This is a genomic window from Rhodococcus sp. BUPNP1 (genome assembly GCF_002215235.1).
Taxonomy (GTDB): domain Bacteria; phylum Actinomycetota; class Actinomycetes; order Mycobacteriales; family Mycobacteriaceae; genus Rhodococcus.
This window is the reverse complement of the sequence record NZ_NERM01000018.1, coordinates 67,408-80,364: the sequence shown is the minus strand read 5'-3', so window position 1 is coordinate 80,364 and position 12,957 is coordinate 67,408. Positions and strand designations below refer to the sequence as shown.

The 12,957-nt window shown below is 67.3% G+C and carries 13 protein-coding genes; 8 read left to right on the top strand and 5 right to left on the bottom strand.

The window, feature by feature from the left end; genetic code table 11:
• The first annotated feature begins 65 nt into the window (after positions 1-65).
• Together B9C99_RS18215 and B9C99_RS18210 are read left to right on the top strand one after the other, a co-directional pair.
• On the top strand, positions 66-815 hold the full coding sequence (locus B9C99_RS18215) for a GntR family transcriptional regulator (protein ID WP_202400023.1): 750 nt from the start codon (positions 66-68) through the stop codon (positions 813-815).
• A gap of 80 nt (positions 816-895) precedes the next feature.
• On the top strand, positions 896-1,753 hold the full coding sequence (locus B9C99_RS18210; protein WP_088898823.1) for an oxygenase MpaB family protein: 858 nt from the start codon (positions 896-898) through the stop codon (positions 1,751-1,753).
• Positions 1,754-1,821: 68 nt separating this feature from the next.
• On the opposite strand, the gene B9C99_RS18205 is transcribed toward B9C99_RS18210, so the two are convergent.
• The 3 genes from B9C99_RS18205 to B9C99_RS18195 are packed head-to-tail and all read right to left on the bottom strand — an operon-like array spanning position 1,822 to position 4,693.
• Positions 1,822-2,298 carry a DUF4334 domain-containing protein gene (locus B9C99_RS18205; protein ID WP_088898822.1) on the bottom strand — a complete coding sequence of 159 codons (477 nt, stop codon included), beginning with the start codon at positions 2,296-2,298 and terminating at the stop codon, positions 1,822-1,824.
• Complete coding sequence (locus B9C99_RS18200; protein ID WP_016693185.1) at positions 2,295-3,419, bottom strand: NAD(P)-dependent alcohol dehydrogenase; 1,125 nt, start codon at positions 3,417-3,419, stop codon at positions 2,295-2,297. The genes B9C99_RS18205 and B9C99_RS18200 overlap by 4 nt, the downstream gene beginning before the upstream one ends.
• Positions 3,416-4,693: a TetR/AcrR family transcriptional regulator gene (locus B9C99_RS18195; RefSeq protein ID WP_016693186.1), complete on the bottom strand. Its 1,278-nt coding sequence runs from the start codon at positions 4,691-4,693 to the stop codon at positions 3,416-3,418. The genes B9C99_RS18200 and B9C99_RS18195 overlap by 4 nt, the downstream gene beginning before the upstream one ends.
• Positions 4,694-4,947: 254 nt before the next feature.
• Here B9C99_RS18195 and B9C99_RS18190 point away from each other — a divergent pair, with 254 nt between their 5' ends.
• The 4 genes from B9C99_RS18190 to B9C99_RS18175 all read left to right on the top strand — a co-directional run bounded on the left by B9C99_RS18190 (position 4,948) and on the right by B9C99_RS18175 (position 9,314).
• Complete coding sequence (locus B9C99_RS18190) at positions 4,948-5,937, top strand: nitronate monooxygenase family protein (RefSeq protein WP_088898821.1); 990 nt, start codon at positions 4,948-4,950, stop codon at positions 5,935-5,937.
• On the top strand, positions 5,934-6,713 hold the full coding sequence (locus tag B9C99_RS18185; RefSeq protein ID WP_016693188.1) for an enoyl-CoA hydratase: 780 nt from the start codon (positions 5,934-5,936) through the stop codon (positions 6,711-6,713). Before B9C99_RS18190 ends, B9C99_RS18185 begins: the two co-directional genes overlap by 4 nt.
• Positions 6,714-7,021: 308 nt before the next feature.
• The gene (gene fadD5, locus B9C99_RS18180) at positions 7,022-8,620 is read left to right on the top strand and encodes a fatty-acid--CoA ligase FadD5 (RefSeq protein ID WP_088898820.1); all 1,599 of its coding nucleotides are present in this window, start codon (positions 7,022-7,024) and stop codon (positions 8,618-8,620) included.
• Between the two features lie 145 nt (positions 8,621-8,765).
• Positions 8,766-9,314 (top strand): hypothetical protein, encoded by a 549-nt coding sequence (locus tag B9C99_RS18175; RefSeq protein ID WP_088898819.1) that lies wholly within the window; start codon positions 8,766-8,768, stop codon positions 9,312-9,314.
• Between the two features lie 48 nt (positions 9,315-9,362).
• Here the strand turns inward: B9C99_RS18175 and B9C99_RS18170 are convergent, their stop codons facing one another.
• Together B9C99_RS18170 and B9C99_RS18165 are read right to left on the bottom strand one after the other, a co-directional pair.
• Positions 9,363-10,511: a hypothetical protein gene (locus tag B9C99_RS18170; RefSeq protein WP_088898818.1), complete on the bottom strand. Its 1,149-nt coding sequence runs from the start codon at positions 10,509-10,511 to the stop codon at positions 9,363-9,365.
• Entirely contained in the window at positions 10,511-11,446 is a 936-nt protein-coding gene (locus tag B9C99_RS18165) for a metal-dependent hydrolase (RefSeq protein WP_088898817.1), read from the bottom strand. Before B9C99_RS18165 ends, B9C99_RS18170 begins: the two co-directional genes overlap by 1 nt.
• Before the next feature lie 234 nt (positions 11,447-11,680).
• Here B9C99_RS18165 and B9C99_RS18160 point away from each other — a divergent pair, with 234 nt between their 5' ends.
• Together B9C99_RS18160 and B9C99_RS18155 are read left to right on the top strand one after the other, a co-directional pair.
• On the top strand, positions 11,681-12,340 hold the full coding sequence (locus B9C99_RS18160; protein ID WP_088898816.1) for a TetR/AcrR family transcriptional regulator: 660 nt from the start codon (positions 11,681-11,683) through the stop codon (positions 12,338-12,340).
• On the top strand, positions 12,337-12,807 hold the full coding sequence (locus B9C99_RS18155; RefSeq protein WP_088898815.1) for a rhodanese-like domain-containing protein: 471 nt from the start codon (positions 12,337-12,339) through the stop codon (positions 12,805-12,807). Before B9C99_RS18160 ends, B9C99_RS18155 begins: the two co-directional genes overlap by 4 nt.
• Positions 12,808-12,957: the final 150 nt, after the last annotated feature.

Genomic DNA, 12,957 nt, shown 5'->3' with positions numbered 1-12,957 from the left:
TAGGCGTTCGCGGGCCAATTGGACAACCCCCGTGCGCAGTTGTCCGGATTCCTACAGGAGACACGATGGCGGCACCGACACGCAGCCCCGGGACAGCGGCGGATCACGCTGCGGCATCCCGACGTTCGGAGGGGGCCGTGCGGCGCCGTCCGCAGCTGTCCGACGAGGTGGCCGGCCACCTCCGCGGCTCGATCATGTCCGGCGCACTGCGTCCGGGCGACTTCATCCGGCTCGACGAGACGGCGGTCGAACTCGGCGTCAGCGTCACCCCCGTCCGGGAGGCGCTGCTGACGCTGCGCGGGGAGGGGATGGTCGAATCCGCCCCGAATCGCGGGTACCGGGTCTCGCCCCTCACGCGCGGCGACATCGACGACATCTTCTGGCTGCAGGGACAGATCGCCGTCGAGCTCGCGCTCCGTGCGGTCGACCGTGCCACGCCGGCCGATCTCGAGCGTCTGGCCGAACTCAACGAGAGGCTGCGCATGCTCGTCGTCGTCCCGGAGGGGGTGACACCCGACATCGAGCGGATCGCCGACGCCGAGTTCGACTTCCATCGCGAGCTCAACCGCATCGCCGACAGCCCCAAGCTCGCGTGGTTCCTCAACACCGCCGCGCGCACGATTCCGTACCGCCTCTACGCGCGGGACGCCGAGTGGGGCACGCTCGCCATCCGGTCGCACACGAAGCTGATCGAGGCGATCGCCGCGCAGGACCACAGCGAGGTGATCACGCAGACGCTCGTGCAGTTCGAGGACGCGGCCGCGCGCCTGGTCGCCCACCGCGAGCGGGCGGGGGTCGATTCGCCCTCCGGATAGGCACTTGCCTATCTGAGTACGGGTGTGCACAATTTGTATGACAGTGCTGCACCCGTACTTTCACCATCAGGAGACCTCCGATGACGACCCACGCCGAAGAGCGCGCCCCCGCCGTCACCACCGACGAACCGGTGGCGACCCCCGCTCCGCTTCCGGTGGGCTCGGTCGAACTGGCCGACTTCGTCGGAGAGTCGATGCTCCTGCTCGGCGCCGGCGCGACGGTCCTCCTGCAGCTGGCATCGCGCGGTGTCGGGCACGGCGTCGCCGACCACAGCACCACCCTGCAGCGGCCGCTCGACCGGCTGCGCACCACGATGACCTACGTCTACGCCGTCACGCTCGGTACTCCCGAGGAGAAGAAGCAGGTCGTCCGGATGGTCAACAAGGCGCACGTCCCGGTGCGCTCGGAGACCTACAACGCCTTCGACCCCGAACTCCAGTTGTGGGTTGCCGCAACGCTGTACCGCAACGGTGTCGACATGTACCGGCGGATGTTCGGTCCTCTCACCGACGCCGACATCGAACGCATCTACCGTCAGTCCGCGGTCTACGGCACGGCCCTGCAGGTCAAGGACGACATGTGGCCGAAGACGCGGGAGGAGTTCGACAGGTACTGGGACGAGATGATCGCGACCTTCGAGGTCGACCGGAAGGTGCGTTCGTTCACCCGCGACCTCCTCACCGGCGGCGACGCCCCGCTTCCTGTTCGGGCTCTCATGCCGCTGCAGCGCTTCATGACGATCGGTCTTCTCCCGCAACGCATGCGCGACGAGTTCGCGCTGCCGTGGAGTCCGCGCGACCAGCGGCGCTTCGACCTGTTCTGGAAGGTGGTCCCGCCGATCTACCGCGCGGTGCCCAGGCCCATCCGCCAACTGTCGGCCACCTACTACCTCAACGACATGCGCCGCCGGATGAAGGCGCACGGGCACGTCATCTGAGTTCTCTCCGGAGAACGACACAGTGGCCGGACGCACGTCCGGCCACTGTGTCGTTTCCCGTCGGACGATTACACAGCGCTGTCGCGTTCGAGACCGAACCAGTAGTGCTCACCGTCGTCGAACACCAGCGAGCCCTTACCGTTCATCACCCCGACGACGGTGTCGTCGTCGACCTTCTTGAAATGGTCGAAGACCGGCATGCCGTCGTAGACCATCGTCGCCGTCACCTCGCCGCGGAAGACGATCTCCCACAGGCTCGCCTCGCCGCGTCCGGTCTTCGTGTCGGAGAACAACTCGCCGTCCTCGTCGTAACACACGAGCGGCTGGACCTCGGACACAGACGCGAACGTCTTCCCGTACCACCGCGACCTGCCGAGCAGTGTGTGGGTGCGGTGCCCGGTATCGAAACTGAAGCCCTTCCACCGGTATCCGACGAGATCGTCGATACGTGCAGGAGCGAGATGCTCCCAGAGGGCGTCGAGTTCGCGAGGATCGATCCGGTCGGTGCGGGCGCGCAGTTCCTCGAGTCGCTGGACGACGTTCATGTGTTCCCCTGGATGTCGAAGGTGAGTACGGCCTTGACGACCTCGCCGGAAGCGACAGCGGCGAGAGCGTCGTCGAATTTCGTGAAATCGAAGGTCTGAACGAGTTCGTCGACGGGGAAGCGCCCGTCGCGCCAGAGTGCGGCCAGTTCGGGAAGGAACCGGTGCGGATCGACGTCGCCCTCGATGACTCCGGTCAGGGTGCGACCGGACAACAGATGGGTCTGGTCGATCGAGACGGGATTGCGGCCGGCGCGCAGTCCGAGGGTGGCGCAGACGCCGGGACTGGTCAGGGACGACAGTGCCTGCCGGATCACGGATTCCGAACCCACGGACTCCACCGCGTAGTCGGCGCCACCGCCGGTGAGACGGCGCAGATGGCGTCCGAGGTCGTCGTGATCGGTGGGGGAGAGCAGCTCGGTGGCCCCGAGCGATCGCGCGAGTCCGTGCCGTCGCGGGTTGGGGTCGACACCGATGATGTTCGCGCACCCGGCGATACGTGCCGCCATCACCGCGGCCATGCCGACGGCGCCGAGACCGAAGACGACGATCGTCGACCCCCGTTCCGGCCGCAGCACCTCGAGCACGGTTCCGGCGCCGGTCGCCAGACCGCACCCGAGCGGACCCGCCGACGCCACCGGGACATCCGCCGGCAGACGCACCGCGTTGCGTTCGGTGGCCACGACGAGCGAGGAGAACGACGACTGTCCGAACCAGTTGCCGTGCACCGGTGCTCCGTCGGCGTCGCGGAGCACCGCGGTGCCGTCGCCGCGCACACCGCCGTAGTTGAGCGGGGCGAACCGCGTGCAGTAGGCGTGCCGTCCCCGGGCACAGTTGCGGCACGTGCGGCACGAGTCGAATCCGAGGACCACCCGGTCGCCGACCGCGAGATCGGTGACTGCCGAACCCACTTCGGTGACGACCCCGGCACCCTCGTGGCCCAGCACGACGGGCGTCGGGACGGGGACGCCTCCCGCGGCGGCGGTGAGATCGGTGTGGCAGATCCCGACCCCGTGAACCTGGACGAGCACTTCGTCGTCGCGCAGTTCGGGCACGGTCACCGTCTCGAGCCGCAGCGGTGCGCCGTACTCGCGGAGTACCGCGGCGGTCGCGGTGCGGGTCATCCCGCCGCCTCCGGCGAAGCGGTGCCGCCGAGCAGCACCGAGAGCATCAGCTGCTGTACCCGGCGTTGCCGGGAGGGGGTGGGCAGGAAGTGCACGAGGTTGCCGGTGTCGAGCACGAGGTTGAGCGCGGCGTGCACGAGGAAACGGCACTCGACGGCGGGCAGTTCGGGGCGTAGCTCGCCGACCAGCCGGGCCCATTCCTCGATGTTGAGGCGCTGGATGTTCCGCAGGTCGCTGCGGTGGTGCGCGGGCAGATTGCCGACCTCGGCGAAGTACACCGACATCAGTTCGCTGTTCTCGAACGACATCCGGACGTACACCTCGGTGAGGACGTCGAGGGCCTGCGCGGAGGTCGTCGAGTCGGCGAGCGCCTCGCCGATGATCATCGCGACGCGATCACCGGCCCGGTGGAAGGCGGCCGCGAGCAGATCGGCCTTGCTCGCGAAGTGCCGGTAGACGCCGGACGCGTTGATACCGGCTGCCGCACCGATCTCCTCGATGCTCACCTCGTGATAGCCCCGCGCATCGAAGAGCAGCACTGCCTCCTGCAGGAGGACCTCGCGCTTGTTCGCCACGGACAATCCGCGCGGTTCGGGGGCCGGCGTGGGCTCGTCGACATCGGGCACCAGGTCGGTCGCGGCGACCGCCGTGCACGCGTCGAGCAGCAGCTGCTGCAGGCGCCGGTTGGACAGTGGGACACGGTGGGTGGTGATGGAGCCGATCACGCTGAGCATCGCGCTGCTGAGCAGGATGTAGTCGTCGTCGGTGAGATCGGGCCGCAGGCGCGCGACCGTGCGGGCGAGATGGCGGTTGAGCGCTCTCATCTTCGAGCGGATCTCGCTGTGGTCCTCGCCGGTGAGATAGCGACGTTCCCAGCGGTACAGCCCGCCCGTCCGGCGGTTGTCGATCGTGGTGCGGATCAGCGCGAGGAGCTTGCGTTCGAGTTCCTCGGCGGCGTCGAGTTCGGCGCCGTTCGCTCCGCTCTGTTCGTCGAACTCCGCGAGGGCGGCGCCGAGGGCGTCGGCGAGGGTGACGACGGCGTGGTGGAACAGGGCGTACTTGTTCGGGAAGTGCCGGTACAGGGCGGGGCCGGAGATGCCGACGGCAGTGGCGATCTCGTCGATGCTCACGCCGTGGTAGCCGCGTTCGCTGAACGCCTCGGCCGCGACCGTGGCGATCTGTGCCTTGCGGTTCTTCGGCCGGCGCCGCACGGTGGGGGTCGGGGTGCCGGTCTTCGCGGCTGTGCGTGCCCCGACCTGCGCTTGTTCGGGCACCCTGCCTCCTCGTCGTGGATCCTGTTTCCGGCCGCGATGTCGCGGCGAATGTTCGTCGGCCTCAAAGGTAACAGTCGCACCCCCTGCAGAGAAACACTACTTTCGGGTAAGAATCGCCAAAACTGCAGGACAGAACGTATTGACAAACCAGCACCCAGGACGCAAAGTTAACCCCAATTCTTCAGGTGCGTCACCGCTGGGCGCATACGGAACCGTCACGACAGCGGCACTTTTCGAAGGACCGAGGAGGACTCGTGAGAACCCGATTCACCGAGATTTTCGGGGTGGAGCATCCCATCGTCCAGGGCGGCATGATGTGGGTCGGCCGCGCCGAACTCGTGGCCGCCGTGGCGGAGGCGGGAGCGCTCGGCTTCATCACCGCACTGACCCAGCCCACCCCGGAGGATCTCGTTCGCGAGATCGAACGGACGCGCGAACTCACCGACAAGCCGTTCGGCGTCAACCTCACGATCCTGCCGTCGATCAATCCGCCGCCGTACGCCGAGTACCGCCAGGCGATCATCGACTCGGGCGTGAAGATCGTCGAGACCGCCGGCTTCAACCCGGCCGATCACCTGCCGCACTTCAAGGACGCCGGCATCAAGGTGATCCACAAGTGCACGAGCGTGCGGCACGCGGTCAAGGCCGAGCGCATCGGCGTGGACGCCGTGAGCATCGACGGCTTCGAGTGCGCCGGCCACCCGGGTGAGGACGACGTCCCGGGCCTGATCCTCATCCCCGCCGCGACGAGCAAGCTCGGCATCCCCGTCATCGCCTCGGGCGGCATCGCCGATTCCCGCGGGCTCGTGGCGGCGCTCGCGCTCGGCGCGGACGGGGTCAACATGGGCACCCGCTTCATGTGCACGGTCGAATCGCCCGTGGCCCACGAGGTCAAGGAGCAGATCGTCCGCAACACCGAACTCGACACCAAGCTCATCTTCCGCACTTTGCGCAACACCGCTCGTGTCGCCACCAACGCGGTGAGCGAAGAGGTCGTCGAGATCGAATCGCGCGGAGCCGAATTCGGCGACATCGCCCACCTGGTCGCCGGTGCGCGCGGCCGCAAGGTGTTCGAGGACGGAGATCTCGACGCCGGTATCTGGACGGCCGGGCAGAGCCAGGGGCTCATCCACGACATCCCCACCGTCGGCGAACTGGTCGACCGCATGGTCACCGAGGCGGAGGCCGTCATCACGGGCCGCCTGAACGACATCGCCGGTGCCGACCGGACGGTGCGCGCATGACCTCGACCACCACCGAGAGCCTGCGGTCCGAACTCGCCGACGGCATCCTGCGACTGACCATCACGCGTCCGCGCCGGATGAACGCGATCGACCTGACCACGATGAAGACGCTGAGCGACGCGGTGAAGGCGGCCGGCGACGACGAACGCGTCCGTACGATCGTCGTCACCGGTGAGGGATCGGCGTTCTGCACGGGTGCGGACCTGGCTGCGGGAGCAGCGGATCCGCAGGACCCCGGTGTCGTCATGGACACCGCCAACGAACTGGTCCGGACGATCGCGTCCGTCCCGGTCCCCGTCATCGCGGCGGTCAACGGACCCGCCGCGGGCGTCGGTGTCTCGATCGCCCTCGCGGCCGATCTCACCTACGCGGCCGAGAGCGCGTACTTCCTGCTCGCCTTCGTCAACATCGGACTGATGCCCGACGGCGGCGCGAGCCTGCTGGTTCCCGCCGCGATCGGGCGGGCCCGGGCCGCCGAGATGGCACTGCTCGGCGAGCGGGTGTCCGCGCAGGACGCCGACCGGTTCGGACTGGTGGCCCGCACCCTGCCCGACGCCGAACTCGCCGCACATGTCGACGCCGTCGCCTCGCGGACCGCATCCGGCCCGCGACGTGCCCTGGAACTGACGAAGCGAGCCCTCAACGCCTCGACGCTCGGCGAACTCGACGCGGCGCTCGCGCGGGAAAAGGACGGCCAGGTCGAACTCCTCGGTTCCGCCGACTTCGCAGAGGGGGCCATGGCGATGCTGGAGAAGCGCCCCGCCCGCTTCGCCTGACCGGACGATCCTTCCCGATCACGGTTCTCGGGGGATCGACTAGGAACTTCCCGGGCGGGAGCAGGGACCGGCGTGCTCGTCGGAACACCCGCTCCCGTCCGGTGAACCCAGCGCTCGACCAGTATTTTCTGCGGTATCCACCCGTTCTCGCTCGGCGACGACGCCTGGAGCGAGTCGGGCCGCATTCGCGGAATCTCCGTTAACAAAAGCTCTGGCCCAAACCGTTCCGGGCCTGTAATGTGCCTCACACATCGACGGCTCGGCACAGGCCGTGCCCGCACTCCCGCCCCGTCACGAGAGGATCATCGATGGTTCCCCCCTCTGTCGTTTCCGAAGCGGTCGGTTCCGACGCGACCCGCTTCCGTAGCAACAACTGGAACAATCAGGTGGCGCGCCACGCCCTGATGATTCCCGATCGCACGGCCTTCCGATTCCGCGGCGAGACCATCACCTGGTCGCAGCTGAACACGCGTGTCGAGAAGCTCGCCGATGCACTCTCGCGTCGCGGCGTCGGCTTCGGCGACCGCATCATCATCCTCATGCTCAACCGTCCGGAGTACGTCGAGATCGTGCTCGCGGCCAACGCCCTCGGTGCCATCGCCGTGCCGGTGAACTTCCGCCTCACCGCACCCGAGGTCGCCTTCCTCGTGGGTGATTCCGGCGCGAAGGCGATCGTCGCGGAGGGACCGCTCGTCCCGCTCGCCGCCGCCGCGCGTGGCCAGGCCGAGGGCATCGAACTGTCCATCACGGTCGGAGCCGAGCCGGAAGGCGACTCGCTCTCCTACGAGGCGCTCGTCGCCGAAGAGGGCGAACCCCACCCGCCGGTGGCGATCCCGAACGACACGCCCGCGCTCATCATGTACACCTCGGGCACCACGGGCCGGCCGAAGGGCGCCGTGCTCACCCACTCCAATCTCGAAGCGCAGTCGCTCACCTGCATCCGGGCCTTCCGTCTGTTCGACGAGTCGGGCATCGGTTTCTGCGCGTCGCCGATGTTCCACATCGCGGCCCTCGGCTCGATCGCCCCGAGCCTGATGCTCGGCACCCCCACCGTCATCCACCCGGTCGGCGCCTTCGACCCGGAGGAACTGCTCGACGTGCTCGAGGCCGAGAACGTCACCAGTCTGTTCCTCGTGCCGGTGCAGTGGCAGGCGATGTGCGCCGCGCAGCGGGCCGAGCCGCGGAAACTGAAGCTGCGCAACATCTCCTGGGGTGCGGCACCCAGCTCCGACACGATCCTGCGGGCCATGGCGGAGACCTTCCCCGACGCCTTCAACGTGGCGGTCTTCGGGCAGACCGAGATGTCGCCCATCACCTGCGTGCTCGACGGCGACGACGCCATCCGCAAGCTCGGCTCCGTGGGCCGGGTCATCCCCACCATCCAGGCGCGCGTGGTCGACGACGAGATGAACAACGTCGCCCCCGGTGAGGTCGGCGAGATCGTCTACCGCGGCCCCACCATGATGCGCGAGTACTGGAACAACCCCACCGCCACCAGCGAGGCGTTCTACGGCGGATGGTTCCACTCCGGCGACCTCGTGCGCGTCGACGAGGAGGGCTTCGTCTACGTCGTCGACCGCAAGAAGGACATGATCATCTCGGGTGGCGAGAACATCTACTGCGCCGAGGTGGAGAACGTCCTGTACGGGCACCCCAAGGTGCTCGAGGCCGCGGTCATCGGCCGCCCCGACGCGAAGTGGGGCGAGGTGCCCGTCGCCGTCGTCGCGCTCGAGCCCGGCAACGACGATCTCACCCTCGACGAACTCCAGCCGTACCTGAACGAGCACCTCGCGCGGTACAAGCACCCCAAGGAGGTCGTGATCGTCGACGCCCTGCCCCGCAACGCGAGCGGCAAGGTCGTCAAGGGTGAACTCCGCGGCGGTCTCCCCGCCGTCACCCAGGGCTGATCCCGGCGCACTCCTCGTACGAACGAACGGGGACCGGACCACTACGGTCCGTGTCCTCGTTCGTCGTCGTTCGGCGCCGGATCGGTGAGGTCGCGTCGGGGGAGCCGTTGAACTACTGGAAGAAGTTGTTGGAAGGACTGGGCGGATGACACCGACCGATGCCCCCACCGGTAACGACACCGAATCCGCAGCGGAATCGCGCGATGCTGCTGCGGCCACCCGTTCCGGCGTGGGCCGGTGGGTCACCGCCGCGGTCGTCGTGGTGTTGCTTGCGGCCGCCGGTTTCTTCGGATTCCGTTGGTGGCAGGCCGAACAGGACGCGGCGCTGCGCGACGACGCGATCACGCAGGCTCGCGAGTACGCAGTGGCGCTCGGCACCTACGACTACCGCTCGTTCGACGACAACCTCACCGCCGTGACCTCCAATGCCACCGAGGAATTCGCCTCCCGCTACGAGGAGGTGGCCGGAGATCTGCGAGAGCTCGTGGCGAACGGGGAGGGTACGTCGGCGGCGCGGGCCGAGCACGCCGGTCTCGAGAGCTTCGACGGCGATGTCGCCACGGTGCTGGTCTTCCTCGATCAGGACGTGAAGAACGTCGTCGTGCCGGAGGGACGTACCGACGCGACCCGCTTCGTCATCACATTGAAGCGGGTCGGCGACCGGTGGTTGCTCGACGGAGCCGACGCACGGTAGCGCGGGCCGGCTCCCGCGGTAGCGGAGCGTCGAATACCACCGACTTCGTCAGGCCTCGGTGAGCGTCTTCGATGCGGTGTCGTCCGGACTCGTCTCGGCCGTGCGCGGGACGGTGAAAGCCGCAGCGACGCAGGCGATCGCGACGACGAAGCACGCCACGGTGTACCACAGGCTGCCGATCGGGTCGCCCGCTTCGGTGACCCCGTCGACGGCGGAGAACCAGTCGGGCAGAGCGCCGATCCACAGCACGGCCATCACAGCGAGATAGGCGACGGCGTACCAGCGGACGAGGTCGTTCGAATAGGGCCGATCGGTGGGTGTGCTCCGCAGTCGAGACCACTGGCGCGAGAGCACGTAGATCGCCACGATCGACAGGATCACGAGTTCGGCAGCATAGATCGTCGCTCGAACAGTCGTGCTGCCCATGCCGATCACGGTCGCCGGCGCCGGGAGGATCACCACACCCACGGACGCGAGAAGCCCGACGGTGATCGTGCGCCAGGTCAGTTCGAGCCCGCCGAAGGTGCGCCCGGCGTCGATGTGCCGGCCGACGAAGAACTGCGCGCAGAATGCGAGCGACATCGGCCACAGAGCAGCGAAGACCACGACGCTGGGCAGCGGAACGGAGTCGAAGAAGGGCTGATTGATCGGATTGTCGAGCGACCACTCCCACCACCGCAGCTGCGGTCCGAGGTGATCGAAGATTTCGTAGAAGGCGTGGTGGACGAAGCCCACGCAGACCGCGCCGACGACGGTGCCGTACTGCCGGAACACCCCGAGCATCCGGACGATCTCGAACGCGATCGTCGCCATCATCGGGTAGATCGCGATGATGTACAGCGGCAGGCGTCCCCACATGAACTCGACGGTGAACACGTTGTGCGCGAACATCGTGTCGAGGTAGTCCTCCACGCCGAAGGCGTCGGGGAAGTACAGCAACGGTTCGATGATGAACAGGAACGCGAGCGTACCGAGCCAGACGACGAGGTTCGTGGCGTCACCGGTGCGCCGCAGCCGGACGATCGCGTACACGAGCATCAGCACCGCCCCGAGCACGATGGTCGCCTCGAGGACGGGCAGCGTCCAGTTCTCCAGCGCGAACGGGCTGCGCAGTTCGAAGATCCCACCGGCTTCGTCGCACGAGAATCCGAGGCGGGTCGAGAGGTCTTCGAAGGTGGGCGAACACAGGTCGGACATCAGTTGTTCCTTCCGCCCACGGTTTCGGCCGTGTACCAGTGCGAGACGTCGTAGCCTTCGTCGAATCGACGGAACCACACGTCGGCGAGCGCCGGCAGCTTCTCGTGGTCGGGATTGTGCTTGGGCATCTGGCTGCGAACGATGCCCACCAGCGCGACGAGCTGTTCGCCGAGCGGCAGGACGTCGAAGGCACGCGGCATCGGGCCGTGGTCCTCGTACTGCAGGAACGGCAACCGGCGCCGCAGGTTCTGCTTACGGCGGTACGACGCGAACATCGACATCGCGTCGATCTTCCGTTCCTCCAGCGGCACATGCTTGTTGAAGCCCTCGCACGCGATGGCGATGACGTCGAGAACGTGCTTGAACACCGAGGGGGCCTGCCGCATGCGGTACAGATCGCTGCCGACCACCGCGTCGAAGATGATGAGCGCCGAACTGCGGTGTTCGACCTCCTCGACGAAATGCCAGATGAACAACGAGGCGACCCGGTCGTCGCCGGGGCGGAAGAGCGATGCGTCGTTGTCGAGCATGAGCTTGAAGACCGGAGTGAAGGTCGCCTCGAGGTCGGCGGTGTACGCGAGGCGGTATTCGGCGGAGGTCTCGGCGGTGAGCTTGTCGAAGGCGCCGATGACGTCGTCGAGCGTCTCCTGCAGCCCCGGATAGCTCTTGATCAGACCCTTCACGTGCTGCCGGTGGGCGGTGGAGTGCTGCCCCTCCTGGTACATGAAGGCGTTGGCCTCTTCGAGGACCTCGGGATCGGTGATGCGCGGGGTGATCTCGCGGATCATGTTCACGATCATCTTCTCGAAGCCGATCGCGAGGAACGAGACGGCGTTGGCCATGCTCGAGAAGGCCGGATTCTCCTCGTTCCACAGGAACGGCACGTCGTAATCCGCGAATGCGAAGCGCATCTTGCGGACCTGCAGGTTCGTCATGGGGTGGTACCTCGTCTCGTCGACACCGGACTGGTTGTGGACCTGGTTGGGACACGGTCGGGGAGGACCTCGGAAGAGCCGGGAGGCCCCCGATCGGCGTGACCATACACGAAATGCGTCATGTGTATGATAGGTGTCCCATTCGCTCGCGGGAGCCCGTTTCGGACCACATCCACCGAGGCCGGCCGTGTTACCGTCGGGCCTTCTCCAGGCGACGGTTCGAGGTAGCGCGAAGTGGCACGTAGACGTGGGTGGGGTGGGAGTCCTCCCGCCAGCGACGAAGAGGCGTCGCAACGGATCGTTGCGGCTGCCGTCGACCTGATCGACCGGACCGGCGCCGAGATCAGCATCGCCGACGTGGCCCAGTCACTCGGGGTGATCCGCCAGACGGTCTACCGCTACTTCCCGAGCGCCGACGCCCTCATGCGCGCGGCCGCCATCGCGTCGGTCGAAGGGTTCCTGGAGCGCCTGACCCGGCAGGTGGCGGGGCTCGACGACCCGGTCGAGTCCATGACCGAAGCCGTGGTCTACACACTCGCGGAGGTGCGTCGCACCCCGCATCTCGGCATCCTGTTGTCGAGCACCTACTCGAACCCGCACCCCGAGGAGATCGCCTCGGAAGAGGCGTGGATGTTCGGCATGGCGATGATCAAGCGATTCGACGTGGACTGGGAGAAGCACGGCTACGACGACGACTCTCTCGCCGAGCTGGTCGAATACGTGCTGCGCACGATGCAGTCGTTCTTCGTGTCACCGGGAACGCCGCCACGCTCCGACGACGATCTGCGCCGCTACCTGCGGCGATGGATGGGGACGGCGATCCTTGCCCAACGGGAGTGGGATTCCGGCAACCCCGCGGAGGGCGATCACTCTCCCGTAGAGTCCGGATCGTGACGAGCGACGAGCAGCAGATCAGGCGTGCCGATCGCACGCGCGACGGCGACCCGCAGAACGTTCCCCGCCCGCTGGAGGGCGAAGCCGACCGCACGGTGGTGGAGACGACCTGGGGAGAGGTGCAGCCGATGCAGGTGGCGGCGGGCGTGGCGACCGTCGGTGAACTCGAGGTGATCGAACTGCTCGACCGGGGTGCTGCGCTCGTGGACACGCGGGTGCCGGATTCCCGGAGCGGGGTGAGCCTCCCCGGTGCCGTGAACATCCCGCACGACGACATCGTCGAGAGGAAGGGCGAGCTCGATACCGCCCGGACGACGATCGTCTTCTGCAACGGTCCCCAGTGCCCTCAGTCGCCCGATGCGATCCGGAAGCTGATCGATGCCGGATATCCCGCGTCCGGACTCGCCTACTACCGCGGGGGCCTGCACGACTGGGCAACTCTGGGATTCCCGCTCGCCTCGGTCTGATCCGGGTCGTGGAAAAGGACTTGCGTTCGCACTGTGACGTAGCTAACATCGAAGGTGCGAATCGAGCTTATGAGACGTCCGCGGACGACAGAGAGAAGCTCGTGAAGCAGAGATCCGGCCCGGAGAACGCGTAAAGCGAATCACCGGGCC

Excerpts from the sequence above, each read along its gene's own strand:
- B9C99_RS18215 (WP_202400023.1), top strand. The coding sequence starts at position 66 with ATGGCGGCACCGACACGCAGCCCCGGGACAGCGGCGGATCACGCTGCG.
- B9C99_RS18210 (WP_088898823.1), top strand. The coding sequence starts at position 896 with ATGACGACCCACGCCGAAGAGCGCGCCCCCGCCGTCACCACCGACGAA.
- B9C99_RS18205 (WP_088898822.1), bottom strand. The coding sequence starts at position 2,298 with ATGAACGTCGTCCAGCGACTCGAGGAACTGCGCGCCCGCACCGACCGG.
- B9C99_RS18200 (WP_016693185.1), bottom strand. The coding sequence starts at position 3,419 with ATGACCCGCACCGCGACCGCCGCGGTACTCCGCGAGTACGGCGCACCG.
- B9C99_RS18185 (WP_016693188.1), top strand. The coding sequence starts at position 5,934 with ATGACCTCGACCACCACCGAGAGCCTGCGGTCCGAACTCGCCGACGGC.
- fadD5 (WP_088898820.1), top strand. The coding sequence starts at position 7,022 with ATGGTTCCCCCCTCTGTCGTTTCCGAAGCGGTCGGTTCCGACGCGACC.
- B9C99_RS18175 (WP_088898819.1), top strand. The coding sequence starts at position 8,766 with ATGACACCGACCGATGCCCCCACCGGTAACGACACCGAATCCGCAGCG.
- B9C99_RS18170 (WP_088898818.1), bottom strand. The coding sequence starts at position 10,511 with ATGTCCGACCTGTGTTCGCCCACCTTCGAAGACCTCTCGACCCGCCTC.
- B9C99_RS18165 (WP_088898817.1), bottom strand. The coding sequence starts at position 11,446 with ATGACGAACCTGCAGGTCCGCAAGATGCGCTTCGCATTCGCGGATTAC.